Origin of the sequence: Ferrovibrio sp. (assembly GCF_019636075.1) — a bacterium.
Taxonomy (GTDB): domain Bacteria; phylum Pseudomonadota; class Alphaproteobacteria; order Ferrovibrionales; family Ferrovibrionaceae; genus Ferrovibrio.
The window spans coordinates 31,221-49,181 of sequence record NZ_JAHBYG010000003.1; the positions used below are offsets into that span (position 1 = coordinate 31,221).

15 protein-coding genes are annotated in these 17,961 nt (G+C 63.9%); 1 reads left to right on the forward strand and 14 read right to left on the reverse strand.

Translation table 11 applies throughout. The features are described from left to right. Window positions 1–42 precede the first annotated feature (42 nt). From addA to KF827_RS02320, 13 genes are all read right to left on the reverse strand, one after another. Window positions 43–3,501: a double-strand break repair helicase AddA gene (gene addA, locus KF827_RS02260; RefSeq protein WP_290999293.1), complete on the reverse strand. Its 3,459-nt coding sequence runs from the start codon at window positions 3,499–3,501 to the stop codon at window positions 43–45. Then, complete coding sequence (gene addB / locus KF827_RS02265; RefSeq protein WP_290999302.1) at window positions 3,498–6,437, reverse strand: double-strand break repair protein AddB; 2,940 nt, start codon at window positions 6,435–6,437, stop codon at window positions 3,498–3,500. The genes addA and addB overlap by 4 nt, the downstream gene beginning before the upstream one ends. Further along, complete coding sequence (locus KF827_RS02270; protein WP_290999305.1) at window positions 6,421–7,173, reverse strand: nucleotidyltransferase family protein; 753 nt, start codon at window positions 7,171–7,173, stop codon at window positions 6,421–6,423. The genes addB and KF827_RS02270 overlap by 17 nt, the downstream gene beginning before the upstream one ends. Further along, the gene (locus tag KF827_RS02275; RefSeq protein ID WP_290999308.1) at window positions 7,170–8,189 is read right to left on the reverse strand and encodes a phosphotransferase; all 1,020 of its coding nucleotides are present in this window, start codon (window positions 8,187–8,189) and stop codon (window positions 7,170–7,172) included. Before KF827_RS02275 ends, KF827_RS02270 begins: the two co-directional genes overlap by 4 nt. After that, window positions 8,186–8,647, reverse strand: a complete 462-nt coding sequence (gene tsaE / locus KF827_RS02280; RefSeq protein WP_290999326.1) for a tRNA (adenosine(37)-N6)-threonylcarbamoyltransferase complex ATPase subunit type 1 TsaE — start codon at window positions 8,645–8,647, stop codon at window positions 8,186–8,188. Before tsaE ends, KF827_RS02275 begins: the two co-directional genes overlap by 4 nt. A gap of 6 nt (window positions 8,648–8,653) precedes the next feature. After that, a complete protein-coding gene (locus KF827_RS02285; RefSeq protein WP_290999328.1) occupies window positions 8,654–10,771 on the reverse strand; it encodes a PAS-domain containing protein in 2,118 nt (705 codons plus the stop codon). 96 nt (window positions 10,772–10,867) lie between these two features. Further along, window positions 10,868–12,262 (reverse strand): adenosylhomocysteinase, encoded by a 1,395-nt coding sequence (gene ahcY, locus KF827_RS02290; RefSeq protein ID WP_290999331.1) that lies wholly within the window; start codon window positions 12,260–12,262, stop codon window positions 10,868–10,870. Between the two features lie 116 nt (window positions 12,263–12,378). Beyond that, window positions 12,379–12,660, reverse strand: coding sequence for an HPr family phosphocarrier protein (locus KF827_RS02295; protein ID WP_367273109.1), 282 nt, complete (start codon window positions 12,658–12,660; stop codon window positions 12,379–12,381). Beyond that, the gene (locus KF827_RS02300) at window positions 12,660–13,067 is read right to left on the reverse strand and encodes a PTS sugar transporter subunit IIA (protein ID WP_290999334.1); all 408 of its coding nucleotides are present in this window, start codon (window positions 13,065–13,067) and stop codon (window positions 12,660–12,662) included. The genes KF827_RS02295 and KF827_RS02300 overlap by 1 nt, the downstream gene beginning before the upstream one ends. Beyond that, window positions 13,064–14,053 carry an RNase adapter RapZ gene (gene rapZ / locus KF827_RS02305; RefSeq protein ID WP_290999337.1) on the reverse strand — a complete coding sequence of 330 codons (990 nt, stop codon included), beginning with the start codon at window positions 14,051–14,053 and terminating at the stop codon, window positions 13,064–13,066. The genes KF827_RS02300 and rapZ overlap by 4 nt, the downstream gene beginning before the upstream one ends. Before the next feature lie 10 nt (window positions 14,054–14,063). Further along, a complete protein-coding gene (locus KF827_RS02310) occupies window positions 14,064–14,546 on the reverse strand; it encodes an HPr kinase/phosphatase C-terminal domain-containing protein (protein ID WP_290999340.1) in 483 nt (160 codons plus the stop codon). Window positions 14,547–14,614: 68 nt separating this feature from the next. Further along, the gene (locus KF827_RS02315; protein ID WP_290999343.1) at window positions 14,615–16,243 is read right to left on the reverse strand and encodes a stimulus-sensing domain-containing protein; all 1,629 of its coding nucleotides are present in this window, start codon (window positions 16,241–16,243) and stop codon (window positions 14,615–14,617) included. A gap of 3 nt (window positions 16,244–16,246) precedes the next feature. Then, entirely contained in the window at window positions 16,247–16,954 is a 708-nt protein-coding gene (locus KF827_RS02320) for a response regulator transcription factor (protein ID WP_290999346.1), read from the reverse strand. Between the two features lie 139 nt (window positions 16,955–17,093). On the opposite strand from KF827_RS02320, the gene KF827_RS02325 reads away from it, so the two are divergent. Beyond that, window positions 17,094–17,483 (forward strand): DUF2306 domain-containing protein, encoded by a 390-nt coding sequence (locus KF827_RS02325; protein WP_290999349.1) that lies wholly within the window; start codon window positions 17,094–17,096, stop codon window positions 17,481–17,483. Window positions 17,484–17,540: 57 nt separating this feature from the next. Here KF827_RS02325 and KF827_RS02330 read toward each other — a convergent pair whose 3' ends face one another. Next, the gene (locus KF827_RS02330; RefSeq protein WP_290999352.1) at window positions 17,541–17,918 is read right to left on the reverse strand and encodes a VOC family protein; all 378 of its coding nucleotides are present in this window, start codon (window positions 17,916–17,918) and stop codon (window positions 17,541–17,543) included. Window positions 17,919–17,961: the final 43 nt, after the last annotated feature.

Consider the following 17,961-nt stretch of genomic DNA (forward strand, 5'->3'; position numbering starts at 1 on the left):
AGCAGTCCGGGTGGTGAGAGAAGCCCGGGTGGTGAGAGAAGACTAGGCGGTAAGAACCGCCAAGCTTTCCGTAAGGGCGGCATCGGGCAATTCCATCAGCAGGGGCGCATGGGTCCAGAGCAAGGCCACGCGCACGCTGCGCCCAGGGAATATAGCCTGTAAAAGCCCGTGATACAGCGCCATCTGGCGCAAATAAGCCGGCGGAGTGTCGCGCCAATCGGTGGGTGGCGGTCGGTCGGTCTTAAAATCCAGCGCCAGCACGCGGTCATCCATCACGATTAAGCGATCAAGCCGGCCCGATACGATACGGTTGCCCAATTTCCCCGCAATCGGCGCTTCCGCCAAAGCACCGGGGGTAAAGAGCGGCGCGAATACCGGATCATCCAACAGCCGCAGCACTTCCGTGGCGATATCGTTTTGCAGCGCGGTATCCAGGCCATGGCTGGGATGCGCCAGAAAACGCTGTGTAGCCTGCTTGCGGTCTGCCTCAGGCAATTCCGGCAGGCTTTGCAGCAGGCGATGGATCAGCCGCCCGCGCGCCAGGCCCTGGCTGTTCTTGGGCATCGCCGGGCTAAGCGGCGCGGGATCGGCAATCTCGGGCCGCGAAGGCGCCAGCGGCAGCGGTGGGCTCGGCTCGGCCGGCGCCGGGCGGCGCAGCCAATCGGGCAGCATGATTGGCTTTTCTGCGGATGCAGCGGCAGCCTGCGTGCCGCTTGCCGCGGCATCGCCAATCACGCGGCGGCGGCCCTGTTCGCCCCAGGGCAGGCTCACCTCATGGACATCTTGCAGCCCATCGAAGGCGGCGGCGATCAGCGCATACCAGCTTTCTTCCGGCGGCCCCTTGGCTGCCGTGCGGCGGTTGAGATAGCCGGCCACGTAAAGCCGGTCGCGCGCGCGGGTGAGCGCCACATAAAGCAGGCGGCGGTATTCCTGCTTGGCGGCATCCTGCCGCGCGCTGCGCGCGGCCGCCGAAATCTCCACATCGAATTCCTTGCGCGGCGGCCAGAGCAGCATGGGTGCTTTGGCGGTTTCGGTCCAGAGCAGGCCTTCATCTTCGCGCGGGATCGGCAGGTCGCAGGTATCGGGCAGGATCACCACCGGCGCTTCCAGGCCCTTGGCGCCGTGCACGGTCAGCACGCGCACTTCGTTGCGGCCCTGATCCAGGTCGCGTTTCACTTCGCCGGCATGGCGGCCGAACCAGTCGACAAAGCCTTGCAGACCGGTGCCGCCCTCCTGTTCAAACCGCAGGCAGGCGGCCAGGAATTCGTCGATCGGCTCGTTGGCTTCCTGGCCCAGCCGGGCTAGCAACCGCTGCCGCCCATGCCCGGCCCCCAGCAATTCGGCGAAGAAGGCAAAAGGCGTGGTCAGGTCTGCGCGCGCCAGCAGATGGCGCAGTTCCTCGGCGGCCTGGGCCCAATGCGCCTTCTCGCCGGCGCGGTTTTTCAGCGCATGCCACAGGCGCGGCTGTTCGCGGCCATGGCAGAGCGGAAACAGATCGGTGTCGTCGTCGAACTCGAATAGCGGGCCTTTCAACACCACGGCGAGATTCAGGTCGTCTTGCGGCAGCAGACAGAATTGCGCCAGCGCCAGCAGATCCATCACCGCGATCTGGCTGGCCAGATCCATGCGGTCGGCGCCCGCCACCGGCACATCGGCCAGTTTCAATTCACGTACCATCGCATCGAAAAACACATTGCGCCGCCGCACCAGGATCATCACATCGCCGGCCCGCAGCGGGCGCGGCTGGCGATTTTCCGCATCAATCACGGTTTCGCTGCCGATCCAGGCCTTTATCTGCTTGGCAATGGCATTGGCCAGGCGTGGGCGCGGATCGTCCTCGCTCACGTAATCCAGCGGCACCGCCCAATCCTCGCCATCCTCGCTATTCTGCGGCACGAAGGGTGGCCATATTTCCACCAGACCGGGGTCGATGCTGCGTCGCGCCAGATGGTGCAGCGGCCGGTCTTCCGTCACCACGCCGCTTTTGGCGCCCTCCAGCGCAAATACCGCATCCACCAGCCCAAGCACAGCCCGTGTCGAGCGGAACGACATATCCAGGCTCAGGCTGCGGAACAGTTTGTCCGCGGCCTGGGCGGCATTGCGGAAATACTCGCGCATATTCAGGAAGGCCTGCGGCCGTGCGCCCTGGAACGAATAAATCGATTGCTTCACATCGCCCACGGCAAACACCGTCCGATGGCGCTCCACGGCGGTTTCGCCGCTGAAGAAATCATCCGCCAGGGCTTTGATCACCTCCCATTGATCGGGGCTGGTATCTTGCGCTTCATCCACCAGCACATGATCGATGCCCTGATCCAGCTTGAACATCACCCAGGCCACTTTGCCGGGTTCGGTCAACAGGTCGCGGCTTTTCAGGATCAGATCGTCGTAATCCAGCAGGCCTTCGGCATGCTTGGCTTCGGCATAGGCATCCAGCAGTTTCTCACTCAACCGCAGCAATGCAGCCGTGGCTTCCAGCACATGCAGTGCATTCAATTCTTTGCCCAGCGCGATCAGCCGATCCTGCTCGCGGCGCAGAATATCATCGCAGCCCGGCAATAGCTTCTCGCTCTCCTTGCCGGCCAGTTTCTTGCGCGGTTCGCCGGCCTGGGTGAAGAAGCAGGGCCACCAATCCTCGAGCAATCGCTGCGGCGGGCAATCCTGCGCCAGCCAAATGGCAAGCCGCTCGGCCAGGGCAGCATCGGTCTTGTTGCCCTGCGCCATGGCCTCCGCTGAGGCACGCAGATCGGCTCGGGCCAGGCCAGCCACATGCTCGGTCAGCGCGGTTGCCTGATCGCGGTGCAAAGCCAGGCCCAGCAGCGCGCGCAAGGCGCCGATGGCGGCATCCGCGCTGCCATGATCGGCCAGCAGGGCATGCAATTCCCGGCGCTTGCCCAGCAATGCATTCAACAATTTGGTAAAGCGGGTATCGTCCAGCTTTTCCGCCATGAACAACAGGGCTGCGTTGATGCCGGCATCATGCAGGCCTTGCCGCAGCACGTCGTCGCGCGCGGCCTGCAGCAATTCATTCGCATGGGCTTCGTCGACAACCGTGAAATGCGGCGGTACCCGTGCTTCGATTGGAAAACGCTTCAGCAGCGCTTCGCAGAAGGCATGCACGGTTTGCAGCCGCAATCCACCCGGCGCTTCCAGCATATGGGCAAACAGCGCACGGGCGTTTTGCATCGTTTTGGCATCGGGATCCTGGCCCAGCAGATCCTGCAATTGCTGACGCAAGGTGTCGTCGGGCTGCACCGCCCATTCGCCCAGGCGCTTGTTCAGCCGCAAGGCCATTTCGGCGGCGGCTGCCTTGGTGAAGGTGAGGCAGAGGATGCGGCTGGGTTTGTTGCCGGCCAGCAGCAGGCGGGTGACGCGGTTCACCAGCACGCTGGTCTTGCCGGCGCCGGCATTGGCCGCCACCCAGGCCGAAAGGTCGGGATCGGCGGCGTTGCGCTGATTGCCGGTATGGCGCTGCAGGTCGGTTTCCGGGGCGCTGCTCATTCGTCGCCCTCGCTGCGTTCGGCGGTTCGGGCGAGATGATCGTAATCCCCGGCATATGCCACGAATTGCGGCCGGGGGCGCGAGAGATAGGGCATGGATGCATCGTCGAAGCGCGACACCCAGTTTTTCAGGCCATTCAGTGCCATATCGGCCAGTTCATCGGCGCCAGGGATATTCTTGCCTTCGATGCTGGATGCCTCGCCCGGCACCTCGCCGCCGCGCAGCCGGATATAAACCAACTCAGCAATCGCGGCCGCAGGCAGATCGGCAAAGCCGCCGGCCTTGGCGATGGCGGCTTCCAGCGCCAATTGCGGCGCAAGCCCGGCCTTCACCTGCTTGGTGGTGGGCGGAGTGCCGGTCTTGTAATCCAGGATCGACAACATGCCGAATGCGCTGCGGTCGATGCGGTCGGCGGTGGCGCTCAGCGTGAAGCTGCCTGCGGGAGCGGCGAATTCAAGTTCGCCTTTCTGCTCCAGCAGAACCGGCCGGAAGCCGTGCATACGGCGCTCGCGTTCGTAATCGAGAAACCAGCGCATGGCGCGCTCGAAACGCGGCCACCACAGGGCGGCGACTTCCGGTTGCTGCATGTAGGGCGCGAATGTTTCCTGGCCCAGGGCCAGCAACTCCGCCAGTGCGGCATCGTCGTCTGGCAATGCATCGGGATGTTGGCGCAGGAATTTTTCCAGCGTGTCGTGGATCGCTTCGCCGCGCACCCGGGCATCGGCTGGCCGTGCCAGTTCATCCAGCGGCTTGAGCGCCAGAATCCGCCGCGCATACAGCGCATAGGGATCGCGGATCCATTCCTCGATACGGGTGACCGACAATGCACGCGGCCGCGCTGCCACTGGCGGGCGCGGGCGCGGGCGACTGTCGGTCTGTTTGTACATGGCCGGACGATCCAGCATGTCGGCCCAATGCAGGTAGGGATTCTGCAAGGTGGCCTTCCAGGCATCGTTTTCGCCCAGCCGTGCCTCCAGCCGGGCCAGCCAGCGCGCCGGCACGGTGGGCGTGCCATCCACCTTGGCCGAACGGCTGAGGATGCAATCGGCATGGGCGGCGGCCATCACGAAATCATGGGCGGTCTGGCCTAGCCGGCGCTCCGGTGCGGGCAGGCCCAGTTGCTTGCGCATCGGCCGGCTGAGCCAGGGATCTTCCTCAGGCTGCGGCGGCCAGGTGCCTTCGTTCAAGCCGGCCAGGATCACACGATCGGCGCGGACCAGGCGCGCTTCCAGCAGACCCAGGATCGACAGACGCGGATGCGAACCCCAGCGCGGCCGCACCACGGCACCGGCCAGCAGGGCTTCAAACAGGCGCGGCCATTGCGCCGGCGCGATGGGGCCGAAGCTTTCGCCGCTGCCCAGCAGGTCTACCATCAGGCCATGCAGGGCTTCGCCATCTTCCTGTTGCCATAGCGGCATGTCGCGGCCGCTGGTGGTGGCGCAAAGCCGTTCGGCGCAACCGATCAAGGCGCGCAGCATTTGCGGGATGCTGCTCTGCGCCTGGCTGAAAGCATCCAGCAAGGGCAGCAATGCGGCACGGAAATCCTCGAAGATTCCTGTCAGCCGCGTATTCTTGCCGATCTTGTCGGCCAGGCCATCCAGCCCCTTGCCTTTCAGGGTGCCGCGCAATGCCTCGCGCTCCAGCAGCCGCACCCAGCGCAGCCACTCGCCGCGCGGCAGGTTCAGTCGCAGAAAGGGATGTTTCAGCAGGCTCAGCAGCGGCACCGGGGCAAAATCTTCCGCCAGCGCGGCATTCAATTGCCGCAGCAGAATGGCCGGCGGGGTTTGCCCTAGCGGCCGGCCGGCGGAATCATCCACGGCGATATCGAAGCGGCGCAATTCGGCTGCCACGCGCCGCGCCAGGCCGCGATCAGGCGTGATCAGCGCTGCCGTGCGGCCGGGTATTTCCAGGGTCTCGCGCATGGCCAGCGCGATTGCCATGGCCTCTTCGCGCGGCCCTGGCGCTTCTATGCGTTGCAGGCCGTCGAAGGCTGCCGCAGGCGGGGGCGGCAAGTCGCGCCAGCGATGGGTTTGCTCGGGCGGCAGCAGGGCTTCGCGCAGCAGGCTCAGGCGCGGCGTTTCCTCCTGCGCCATATCAGACCAGGGCTGCACTTCGGCACGGGCTACTTCCAGTTTTTCCAGCAATTGCGCCAGGGCATATTGCGGATGGGTGGGTTCCTCGCGCAATTCCGCCCAGGAAGCGTCGTCCAAGTGTTGATCCAGGCCGGGCAGCACCACACAGCCTTGCGGCAGGCGCGCCACCAGATGCAGCAGGCGCGCCGTGGCCGGTATGGTGCCGGTGGAGCCGGCGGCGATCACCGGGTCATGGGGAGGGGCGGCGCGCCAAAGATCGATCCAGGCCTGCATCCGCAAGCGCCGATGTTCGGCGCTATCGAGCTGGCCGCGCTCGGCCTTGATGGCTGGCCATTGCTCGCGGATGATGGCGAGGAATTGCACTGTCTGCTGCCAGTGATCGGCCAATTCGCCCTGCACCAGATCGGGCAGCTTATCCAGGCCAACTTCCTCGGTCTGGGTGGTATCCAGCAAAGCGGCCAGCGGGCGGGCCAGATGCAGCGCATTGGCCGGATCACCGCCGGCGAGGGGCGTCAGCATCAGCAGGCGGGCCAGCAGCAGGTCGCGCTCCAGCGAGGGCATCGGCTGTTGGCTGGCATCCAGCGCACCGCGCAGATCCAGTTCATCCTCATCTGCATCGCCCAGCGGGCGGATCACCGGCAGCAGCAAGGGGGCGCCATCGGCGGCACGCAGGAAAGCATCGCTTAAATTCCGGCAGGCGCGCCGCGTGGGTAGCAGGATGGTGACGCGCGCCAATGCATCCGGGTTGCGGCCATATCGGCGCAGAATACCTGCGGCCAGGGCTTCCAGAAACGGAATGCCCGGATCGATGCTGAATATTTGCGGCTTAGCGGCGGCCGCCATTCAGCAAAACCTCGGCTTGCGCCATGCCTGCATGATTGCCCACATCCATCCAGTCGCCTTCATGGCGCAGGCCGAAAAGCCGACCCTGTTCGATGGCGCGATCATACAGCCGGTTGAGCGAGAAGGCTTCCGCCTTTTCGCCTTGCGGCACGCCATCGAACAGGCGCGGCGATACGATCTGCACGCCGGTGTAAACGAATGGCGCCGTGCAGCGGCTGTCGCGTCGTGTCAGCCCGCCCATCTGATCCATCAGAAAATCGCCCATGCCTTCATAGCCGGTGGCCCCGGTGGTGGGCTGCAGCAATAGCAGGGCATCCATGCTGGCGGCATCGAAACGGGCCGCCAGGCGGCGTAGCGCATTGCCGCGCGCATCGCGCCAGATCAGGTCGGAATTCACCGACAGGAAGGGTTCGCCGCATAATAGGGGCCCATTGCAGAGTAGGGGCAGCGCGCGCGCGATGCCGCCGCCGGTTTCCAGCAAGCGGTCGGATTCATCGGAAATCACGATCTCGATATCCCGGCGATTTTGCAGATGCCGGCGAATCTGCTCGCCCAGCCAGTGGATATTCACCACTGCGCGCTGCACACCGGCTTCCACCAGGCGATCCAGGCAATGATCCAGCAGGCTGCGGCCAGCCACTGTCAGCAACGGCTTCGGTGTGGTTTCGGTCAAGGGCCGCAACCGTGTGCCCAGGCCGGCAGCCAGCACCATGGCTGTTTTGGGCACGGCATTCATGGTGCCAGGCCCGGCAACGGCTTGCGGCGCAGATCCGGCGGCACGGTGCGGTCCATCCAGGTGCGCAAATCGGCCAGGGCCGGATGCGCTAGGTCGCGTTCCACCAGGCCCCACATGCGTGGCATGAAAGCTTGATAGCCAGGCTTGCCATCGCGCTTCCAAAGCCGGGTGAATACACCCAGGATGCGGATATTGCGTTGCGCACCCAGAATGGCATAGGCACGGCGGAAGGCGGCATCGGATGCGCCGGCAGCGCCGATATAGCGTTGCAGCATGCGCTCGGCCAGATCGGGCGGCACATCGCGGCGGGCATCCTCCAGCAATGAAACCAGATCATAGGCGGGATGGCCGGCCACGGCATCCTGGAAATCCAGCAGGCCCACGCGGGCCTTGCCTTGCCGCCCAGGCAGCCAGAGCAGATTTTCTGCATGGAAATCGCGCAAGACGGTCACCGGATTTTGCGCCACCGCCTCGGGTGCCAGGCTTTGCCACAAAGCGGCAAAGCTTTCGCGCGTAGCGGTATCCGCCGGGCTACCTGTCAGTGCGGGCAGATACCAGTCGATGAACAGCAGCGCTTCTTCAACCAGCCTGTTGGCATCATAAGGCGCCAGCGAGGCGGCCGGATGATCGCGCAACGCCAGCAGCACATCGATCGCGGCGGCATAAAGCGTTTCTTCATCGGCACGCGTTCCATCGTTCCGATCCTGGCGCAGCAGGCGAGCGTAGAGATCGTCGCCCAAATCCTCCAGCAGCAGAAAGCCGTTGCCCACATCTTCGGCCAGAATGCGCGGCGCGCTGAAACCATGGCTGGCGAGCCAGCGCGCGATATGCACGAAAGGCCGCACATCCTCCTGCGGCGGCGGTGCATCCATCAACACGGCGCTTGAGCCGCCGTTATCGCGACGTAGCCTTTCATAGCGGCGGAACGAGGCATCGCCGGCCAGCGGTCCGCGCACTGCATCATGCCAGCCGGCCTGCTGCAAAAAGGCGTCGCTCAAACTCTTGCGGTCGGTCATGGGTGAAAGTCCGTTAAACGTGGTGCCCAGCTTTCATCGCCGCTCAGGCTGGCCAGGCGGCGGTTTTCTTGTGGGGTCAACGCGATGGTCAGGGCATGGCGCGGCAGCCATGGGCCCAGGCGATCAGGCCATTCGATAAGCGCAATGCCGTCGCGCTGGATTTCATCCAGCCCCAATTCATCCACGTCGCGCGGATTGTCCACGCGATAGAGATCCACATGCCAGAGTGGGCCCGATGGTGTGTCGTAGGTCAGCACCAGATTGAAGCTGGGGCTGGGCACTTCGATGCCGGGGCCGCAAAGCGCGCGGATGATGCCGCGTGCCAGGCTGGTTTTGCCAGCGCCCAGCGGGCCTTGCAGCAGCAGGGAATCGCCGGGCCGCAGATATGGCGCCAGAGTTTGCGCCAGCCTTTGGGTGGCGGTTTCATCAGACAGGACGATATCCCGGGTAAAGGCCATGGCGCGTTATCGGCCGCTTGGCGCGGCAATCGCCACCATGCCATCGCGCGGCAGACGGATGATTGCGCTCTGCACGCCATCGGCCTCGCGGGCCTGTACGCTGCCGCCATGCAACTCGATCAGCCCGCGCGCCACCAGCAGCGACAGATCGGCATTGGCCCGGCGCTGTTCGGTGGCGGCGGCCAGATCGGCGAAGATGCGCGTCGGCCGGATCGGCGCCAGACCGCCGCTATGGCTTTCCACCTTCAGCAGCAGGGCATCATCGGCATCGGCCTGTGCGGTAAGGCGCACCAGGCCGCCCTGCGGCGTGCCGGCAAGGGCGGCTCCCATCACATTGCCCAAAGCCTGGCGCAAGCGCATCGCATCGCCTTGGCCATTGCCGCAATCGCCATCGGGAGCCGGCAATTCCAGCCGCAGGCCGCGGCGTTCGGCGATATCGGCCCAGCCGTTCATGTCGTCGCGCCAAATCGCGGCGCGCGGATACAGTTCCGGTTCCAGATCCATCTGGCCCACCTGGATGCGGGCAATCACGATGATATCGTCCACCAGCCGCAGCAGATGGCGCGAATTCTCCATGATGTCGGCGCAATATTCGGCCTGGCGCGGATTCATCGGGCCGAGGATGCCTTGGGCCATCACCTCGGTCATGCTCATCAGCGTACCGAGCGGCGAGCGCAATTCATGGGTGATGTTGGCGATGAAGCCGGCATTCATCCGGTCGGTGCGTTCCAGGGTTTCGTTGCGGTCGCGCAACGCACGTTCGATGCGGATGGAATCGGTTACGTCCATATAGGTCAGCAGCATGGCGCCATCGGGCAGCGGCACGCTGGCATGGTCGATCACGCGGCCATCGCCGCGCTCCATGCGGCCCTGGTTGGTCTTGCGTTCGGCGAATTCCGCCAGCAGACGGGTGCGCAAGCCGGCCCAATCGCTGCCACGCTGCAACAATGCGCGGCTGGCATCGAGGATTTCGGTGATATGCGGCTTGCGGTTCAGCCAATCGGGATCGAGCTGCCAGAGTTCGGCATAGGCGCGGTTATAAAGCGACAGCCGGCCATCGGGGCCATACACCACCACGGCATCATAAAGATTATCCAGCGTGGCGCGCTGCACAGCGATCATGGTGTTGGTAGCGCGTTCCAGGCTGAGCTGGCGGGTCACGTCGTCATAGGCAAACAGCAGGCCGCCGGCGGGATAGGCGCTCACCGAAAGCCGCAGCGCCGAGCCATCGGGCAGGTGGATCAATTCCTCGATCTGGTCGATCACCGAAGTGAACAGGGCCAATTGCGCACGCTTATAGGCCTGCCAGTCGATCTGTTCGGGCAGGCGGCGGGCGGCGCGCAGATGCTCCAGCACCTCGCCATAGCTCGGTCGCTGCTCCAGCCAGCTTTCTTCCATATCCCACAGCCGGGCATAGGCGCGGTTCCACAGCAGCAACCGCTTGTCGGTGCCGAAGATCGCCGTGGCGGTGGAAAGCGAGCGCAGCACATCGAAATGGATTTCGGTCTGCCGCTTCAACTGACCGCGCGCATCGGCTTCGGCGGTGATGTCCTGCCCGAAACCCAGGAAGCCATCGGCCAGCGGCACTTCCGTCACCCGGTAATTGCGGCGGTCGCCCTCGGCCACGAAACGCCGCTCCTCGGTGAGCGGCAGGCCGGCTGCGGCGGCGCGCAGCGCCAGGGCGCGGGCGGTTTCGGGATCGCGCGGGGCGGTGAATTCCATGCCGCGCGCCACGGTATCGGTTGGGCTTGCCTCGGCCAGTTCGGCCGAGCGGGCATTCACCCAGGTCAGTTTGCCGTCGCGGTCGCGGCGCCAGATCGGGAAGGGGGCGGCATCCAGCAGTTTTGCCGCCTGTTCGGCGGCATCGCGCAGGCGGCGGGTTTCGCCGCGATCGGTATCAAGGGCGGAGCGCAGTTTGCCGGCCTGGTCGGCGGCATCGGCAAGATCGGCGATTTCGCCGCGCAGCAGGCGGATCGCATCGTCGCGTTCAATGAGGCGCGCCTCGGCTTCACGCGCGCGGGCCTCGGCGGCTTGCCGGCGGTTTGCCTGCCATATCCAGGCGCCGCCAGCAGCCAGGGCCGCCGCCAGTGCAGTGAGGCCCGATGTCCAGATAAGCCAGTTCACGCCCCGCTTCCCGCCTGTTTCATAGCCGGACTATGCGGCCAAGATTCGGCGGCGGCAAGAGCGGGGCGCAACCTGCTTCGTCGTTGATCTACCGGTTTAGTACCGGTAGTGATCGGGCTTGAAGGGGCCGGTCTGGCCGATGCCGAGATACTTGGCCTGGGCATCGCTCAGCTTGGTCAGCTTGGCGCCCACCTTGGCCAGATGCAGGCTGGCCACCTTCTCGTCCAGATGCTTGGGCAGGGTGTAGACCTGCTTCTGGTACTTGCCCGGATTGGTCCACAGCTCGATTTGCGCCAGCACCTGATTGGTGAAAGAGGCGCTCATCACGAAGCTGGGATGGCCGGTGGCATTGCCCAGATTCACCAGGCGGCCTTCCGACAGCACGATGATGCGCTTCTTGTCGGGGAATTCCACCTCGTCCACCTGCGGCTTCACATTGTGCCATTTCAGGTTCTTCAGCGCGCCGATCTGGATTTCGCTGTCGAAATGGCCGATGTTGCAAACGATGGCGCGATGCTTCATGGCGCGCATGTGATCCAGCGTGATCACGTCCACATTGCCGGTGGCGGTCACGAAGATGTCGCCCTTGGGCGCGGCATCTTCCATGGTCACCACTTCATAGCCTTCCATCGCCGCCTGCAGGGCGCAGATCGGATCGATTTCGGTGACCATCACGCGGCAGCCGGCATTGCGCAGCGAAGCGGCCGAGCCCTTGCCCACATCGCCATAGCCGGCGATCACGGCGATTTTGCCGGCCATCATCACGTCGGTACCGCGGCGGATGCCATCCACCAGGCTTTCGCGGCAGCCATACAGATTGTCGAATTTCGACTTGGTGACGCTGTCATTCACGTTGATGGCGGGGAACAGCAGGCGGCCTTCCTTGGCCATCACATACAGGCGATGCACGCCGGTGGTGGTTTCTTCGGTCACGCCCTTGATGGCGGTGCCCATCTTCGTGTACCAGCCCGGCGAGGTCTTCAGCTTCTTGGCGATGGCGGCATAGAGGACGGTTTCTTCCTCATTGGTCGGCTTGGAGATCACCGACGGATCCTTCTCGGCCTGCATGCCCAGATGCAGCAGCAAGGTGGCGTCGCCGCCATCGTCCAGGATCATGTTGGGCGTGCCGCCGTCCGACCATTCGAAAATGCGATGGGTGTAATCCCAGTATTCCTCCAGGCTCTCGCCCTTCACGGCGAAAACCGGGATTCCGGCGGCGGCAATCGCGGCGGCGGCATGATCCTGGGTGGAGTAGATGTTGCACGAGGCCCAGCGGATATCGGCGCCCAGCGCCTTCAGAGTCTCGATCAGCACGCCGGTCTGGATCGTCATATGCAGCGAGCCGGCGATGCGAGCGCCCTTCAGCGGCTGTTTCTTGCCGAATTCCTCGCGCGTGGCCATCAGGCCCGGCATCTCGGTTTCGGCCATATCCAGTTCCTTGCGGCCCCAATCGGCCAGGCCGAGATCCTTCACGATATAATCGGCAGACATGACAAAGCACTCCATTCTGCATGGTTTGGGCTGTGGTTTCTGGCCGGGGGTATAGCAGGGCAGGCCCGGCCTGTCCAGCAATACATAAAGAAATCTTTATATGGGAATATAAGGCGCTATTCGCTCTCGCCGAATTTATCTTCCACCAGGTCCATCAGGGCATTCACCGCATCCCGGGCCTGGGGGCCGCTGGCCGAGATTTCGATGCTGGAGCCCTGGGTGCCGGCCAGCAGCATCAGGCCCATGATCGATTCGCCGGGCACGGTCTGGCCATCCTTGGAAACCTGGATGCGGGCATTGGGGAAGCGGGCCGCCACCTGCACGAATTTGGCCGCGGCGCGGGCATGCAACCCACGCTGATTCACGATCATTGCCGTGCGCGTTATGGCGTCTCCCACTATACCGAATCTCCGGCCAGCAGCTTTGAGGCGACGTTGATGTATTTGCGACCGGCTTCCTGGCCGGCGGCCACGGCGGCTGCGAGGTCGCATTTGCCGCGCACGCTGGCCAGTTTGATCATCATCGGCAGGTTCACGCCGGCGATCACTTCCACCTTGGCCTGATCCATGATGGAGATTGCCAGATTGGATGGCGTGCCGCCGAACATATCGGTCAGCACGATCACGCCCTGGCCGGAATCGACTTCGGCCACAGCAGCCAGGATGTCCTGGCGCCGCTGCTCCATGTCATCATCCGGTCCGATACAAACAGCACGAAGATTCCGCTGCGGGCCGACCACATGTTCCGTTGCGAGAATGAATTCCTCAGCCAACCGGCCATGGGTCACAACGACAAGTCCGATCATCGGGATACCGTCTCTCGATTGACGCCGTGCTCTTTTGCGACCGGCAAAGCGCGGTCGCTATGCTCTTTCGCGACCGGCAAGGCGCGGTCGCCGTGCTCTCCCACAGCCGCCAAGTCGCGGTCGCGGTGCCGCAGACTGACCGGATAGCCCGCCGAGCGCAAGCGCTGGCTGAGTAATCCGGCCACATACACCGAGCGGTGGCGGCCACCTGTGCAGCCGATGGCGATGGTGAGGTAACGCTTCCCCTCGGCATCGAATCGCGGCAGCAGGTCGATCACCAAGCTGGAAACTTTCTCGAAAAATGGCGAAAAATCCGGGTCTTCGGCGATGTACTCGCCCACGCCGGGGTCGTCGCCGGCACGCGGACGCAGGGTTTCGTCGTAAAATGGGTTGCGTAAAAAGCGCGCATCGAAAACCAGATCGGCTTCGCGCGGAAGTCCATGTCGATAGGAAAAAGACACCACGTCGATTGTGAGCTTGTTGCCGCTTTCCAGCGCGAAATAGGCTGCCAGCATGCGGCGCAGATCAGGCAACGAAAGACTCGTGGTGTCGAAAATCCGGTCGGCGCTGCCGCGCAGGGGCGAGATCAGCGCGCGTTCGGCGGCGATGCCATCCGTCACGCTGCGATCATGCGCCAGCGGATGCCGCCGTCGCGTGGCGGTGAAGCGCTTATGCAATGCATCGTCGTCGCAATCGAAATACAGCAGCGTCACGTTCAGTTCGGGCCGCGAGCGCAGATCCTCGATCAGCAGCAGCAATTGCACCGGATTGAAATCGCGCGTGCGGCAATCCACGCCCAGCGCGATGGCGCCGCGGGGCGGGCGATCCAGGCTGTCGCCATCGCTCACCACCAGGCGCCGCAGCAGCGACAGCGGCAGGTTGTCCACCGCCTCGTAGCCCAGGTCTTCCAGGATTTTCAGGGCGGCGGATTTTCCCGCGCCGGATAGTCCGGTCACCACCACCACGCGGGTGCGTCCGGTACTCATGGCAGTTTCCTCATGCTAAGGGCCGGATACCAGGGGCTGGGCGGAATAGTAAGCCGGACTTGGCCAGACGCAAAGCCTGCAATGCCTTCAAGGCGGCCGCCGCCGAAAAAGCCTCGAGCCTGACCAACGGCAATGTGATGCCGCACAGCGTTTCATGGGCTGGATCGGGCAGACGAGGCACGGATTCCGGCGGAACCAGGTCGATCAGCAGGGTCACCATCGCGTGATCGAGTGCAGGCATGCGAACCAGGCCGATGCCGCGGATTTCGATGATATCGCGCAGGGCCGCAGGGGCCGCCGCATGCAGGCCGTCGGCGGCGGGCTGCAGCATCACCTGGTCATCGGCCACCAGCCTTGCGCCCTGCGCAATCATGCGCAATGCCAGGTCGGATTTGCCCGCACCCGAAGGGCCGCGCAGCAACAGGCCATAGGCCCCCGCCTTGCCCGTCTCGGGTTCGTCCAACGCTACGCAGGTGGCGTGCAGGTTTTGCATGGGGCGCGAGCCTGCCGCTTATGGCGGGGCCGCGTCAAGTTTCAGGCACCTGTCTTAATGCGGGCGGCTTATACCGGCAGGCGCACGATGAAGCGCGCGCCGCTGGGCCGGTCGCTGCGGTTTTCGGCGCGGATATCGCCGCCCAGGGATTGCACGATCTGGCGGGCGATCGAAAGCCCGAGGCCGGAATGCAGGCCGAAGGCTTCGCTGCTCGGCCGTTCGGTATAGAAACGCTCGAACACCGATTCCAGATTATCGGGCGGAATGCCGGGCCCCTCATCGGCCACGTCGAATTGCACCATGCCGCCATCGCGGCGCAGGTTTACGGTGATGGTGCCGTTGGGCGGGCTGAAGGAAATCGCGTTGTCGATCAGGTTGCGCGCCACCTGGCCCAGCCGGCTCTCGAAGCCCGGCGCCCGGAACGGGCCTTTGCCATGCTTGCGGAAATCAAGCTGCGGCAAATCCTTTCCGCTGCGATTGGCATAGGATTCGATCACCGATTCCAGCATGGCGGCGATATCCAGCATATTGGCTTCGGCGCGGCCAAGTTCGGCATCCAGCCGCGAAGCTTCGGAAATATCGCTGATCAGGCGATCCATGCGCCGCACATCATCCTGCATCACCGCCAGCAGGCGCTGGCGCATGCCGGGGTCTTCCACGCGGGCGAAGGTTTCCATGGCGCTGCGCAACGAGGTGAGCGGATTCTTGATTTCATGGGCCACATCGGCGGCGAAATGCTCGATGGCATCCAGCCGCTGCGACAGCGCTTGCAGCATGCCGCCCAGGGTGGCGGAAAGATCGCCGATCTCATCCTTGCGCGACGAGAAATCCGGTATTTGCAGATGGGCGATGCGGCCCTTGGCGGCGCGCACCCGGTCGGCGGCTTCGGCCAGGCGATGAATCGGCCGCACGATGGCGCCGGCCAGATACAGCGATGCCAGCACGGTGAAGCCCAGGATGGCGGCAAACAGTTTCAGGATGGTGAGGCGTTCGGCGCGCACGCGCTCGTCGATCTCCTGGCTGTCCACACTCAGCATCAACGCGCCCACCACCTTGCGCAGGCCCTGCACTGGCACGCCCACGCTGATCAGCAGCCGGCTATCGCCGGTTTCGCGCAGGCCGCTGGCCACTTCGCCATTCAGGGCGCGCCGGGTTTCGGCATAATCATTGGCATGGGGAAAGGGAAATTCGGTATAGCGCGGCAGGTCCAGCGTAGTCATGAACAGCGCGTTCACCTTGTCGTAAAGCTCGCTCAGCGCCTTGTCCCATGGGGTTTGCACATTGGGCGGCGGCAAGATGCGCGTCACCACGCCGCGACCGGCGGCCAGTAGCAGGCTGCTATCGGCCAGCAATTGACCATCGGCATCGAACAATCTTGCCCGCGCGCTGGATTGCGCCGAAAGCCGGCGCAGCAATTGCCGCGCCAGATCGCGATCCAGCGCGGTGGTCATTTCCTGCGGGCTGATGGCGCTTTCGCCCAGCGCGCCGGCAATCAGGTTGGCCTCGTATTGCAGCGAGTTGGTGCGCGCCTCGATCAGCCCTAAGCGGAATTGATCGAGATACAGAAACGCCACCGCAAGCAGCATCGGCGCCGCCAGATTGATCAGCAGGATGCGCCGGGTCAGCGGCGACATCACCCGCCGGCGCGCCCGCTTCGGCGGGGATGCATCTTCGTCGCTGGGGCGCCGGCGCGCCATTGATTACTGCCCGGCTTCCTTGAAGCGATAGCCGACGCCATAGAGGGTTTCGATGGCATCGAAATCGTCGTCCACCGATTTGAACTTCTTGCGCAGGCGCTTGATGTGGCTGTCGATGGTGCGGTCGTCCACATACACATTGTCGTCGTAGGCCGCATCCATCAACTGGTCGCGGTTCTTCACATGGCCGGGGCGCTGGGCCAGGGCCTGCAGCAGCAGAAACTCGGTCACGGTCAGCACCACGTCGTTGCCGTTCCAGGTGCATTTGTGGCGCGAGGGATCCAGCGACAGCGGGCCGCGCTGGATCAGCTTCTCAACTGCGGTTTCCGGCATGCCGGGCTTATCGGCCTCGACGCGGCGCAGCACCGCCTTGATGCGTTCGATCAGCAGGCGCTGGCTGAACGGCTTCTTGATATAGTCGTCGGCACCCATCTTGAGGCCGAGCATCTCGTCGATCTCCTCGTCCTTCGAGGTGAGGAAGATCACCGGCACCTGGCTGGTGCGGCGCAGGCGGCTCAGGGTTTCCATGCCGTCCATGCGCGGCATCTTGATATCCAGAATCACCAGATCGGCGGGTTGCTGGGCCAGCACGCGCAGGGCCTCGGCACCATCATTATAGGTGCGGACCTTATAGCCCTCGGCTTCGAGGGCGATGGAAACCGATGTGAGGATATTGCGGTCGTCATCGACCAAGGCAATGGTGGCGCTCAAGACCAGCTCCTTATTTTTATCTGCCGCCATTCTAGCGCCGGCTGTTGTGAGACAACACCGCGGGGCGCGTGACGACGGTCACGGCTTTGAAGATAATGGAGCTTAGGGAAAATTTCAGCGGTCAGACTAGGATCGATGCATGAATATTGCTCCGATCCTGGCTGCTTCCCTTGCCGTGAAAATCCATCTTTTCGCCACAATCCTGGCGTTGGCGCTGGGTTGTATCATCCTGCTGCGTGCCAAGGGCACATTTTGGCATAAACGGCTGGGTTGGGCTTTTGCCCTGGCCATGCTTACGGCGGCTTTATCCTCCTTCTTCATTACCTCGGATGGGCATTTCAGCCTCATCCATATTCTGTCGGTGGTGGTGTTGATCAGCCTGCCTTACGGCCTGGTGCAGGCCCGGCGCGGCAGGTTGAGGGCCCACCGCGCCACCATGCTCAGCCTGTACGGCACCGGATTGGTGCTGACGGGCATTTTCACCCTGATACCCGGGCGGCTGCTCGGGCGAGTGTTTTTCGGTTGGTAAATTATTACCGCCCGGCCTGTTTCCGCCCGGCCTGTTACCACCCGGCCTGCATGCCGCCTATTTTGCAGCCGCCGTATAGGCTTCGATGCGATAGCCATCGGGGTCGATGGCAAAGGCGGCATAGTAGCTGGGATCGTAATCCGGCCGCAGGCCGGGCGCGCCGTTATCCTCGCCGCCTTGATCCAGTGCCGCCTTGTGGAAGGCACGCACCGCCGTGCGGCTGGGGGCATCGAAGCAGAAATGCAGCCCGGATTTCATATCCGGCTTCACCGGGCGTTCCACCTTGTTGATCCACAGCACCACCGCCTTGTCGCCATAACCCAGGCCGCCCGCGCTTTCATACAGGCAGCGATAGCCCAGCGGCTTCAGCGCCGCGTCGTAGAAACCCTTGCTGCGGGCGATATCCTTCACGCCGATGGAAACATGATTGAGCATGCAAGCCTCCTGTTCGCTCGATAGGCAGGTTGCTTAACGCGAA

Excerpts from the sequence above, each read along its gene's own strand:
- KF827_RS02325 (WP_290999349.1), top strand. The coding sequence starts at position 17,094 with ATGAATATTGCTCCGATCCTGGCTGCTTCCCTTGCCGTGAAAATCCAT.
- addB (WP_290999302.1), bottom strand. The coding sequence starts at position 6,437 with ATGGCGGCCGCCGCTAAGCCGCAAATATTCAGCATCGATCCGGGCATT.
- KF827_RS02315 (WP_290999343.1), bottom strand. The coding sequence starts at position 16,243 with ATGGCGCGCCGGCGCCCCAGCGACGAAGATGCATCCCCGCCGAAGCGG.
- KF827_RS02275 (WP_290999308.1), bottom strand. The coding sequence starts at position 8,189 with ATGACCGACCGCAAGAGTTTGAGCGACGCCTTTTTGCAGCAGGCCGGC.
- KF827_RS02310 (WP_290999340.1), bottom strand. The coding sequence starts at position 14,546 with ATGCAAAACCTGCACGCCACCTGCGTAGCGTTGGACGAACCCGAGACG.
- rapZ (WP_290999337.1), bottom strand. The coding sequence starts at position 14,053 with ATGAGTACCGGACGCACCCGCGTGGTGGTGGTGACCGGACTATCCGGC.
- KF827_RS02270 (WP_290999305.1), bottom strand. The coding sequence starts at position 7,173 with ATGAATGCCGTGCCCAAAACAGCCATGGTGCTGGCTGCCGGCCTGGGC.
- addA (WP_290999293.1), bottom strand. The coding sequence starts at position 3,501 with ATGAGCAGCGCCCCGGAAACCGACCTGCAGCGCCATACCGGCAATCAG.
- KF827_RS02330 (WP_290999352.1), bottom strand. The coding sequence starts at position 17,918 with ATGCTCAATCATGTTTCCATCGGCGTGAAGGATATCGCCCGCAGCAAG.
- KF827_RS02300 (WP_290999334.1), bottom strand. The coding sequence starts at position 13,067 with ATGATCGGACTTGTCGTTGTGACCCATGGCCGGTTGGCTGAGGAATTC.
- tsaE (WP_290999326.1), bottom strand. The coding sequence starts at position 8,647 with ATGGCCTTTACCCGGGATATCGTCCTGTCTGATGAAACCGCCACCCAA.
- ahcY (WP_290999331.1), bottom strand. The coding sequence starts at position 12,262 with ATGTCTGCCGATTATATCGTGAAGGATCTCGGCCTGGCCGATTGGGGC.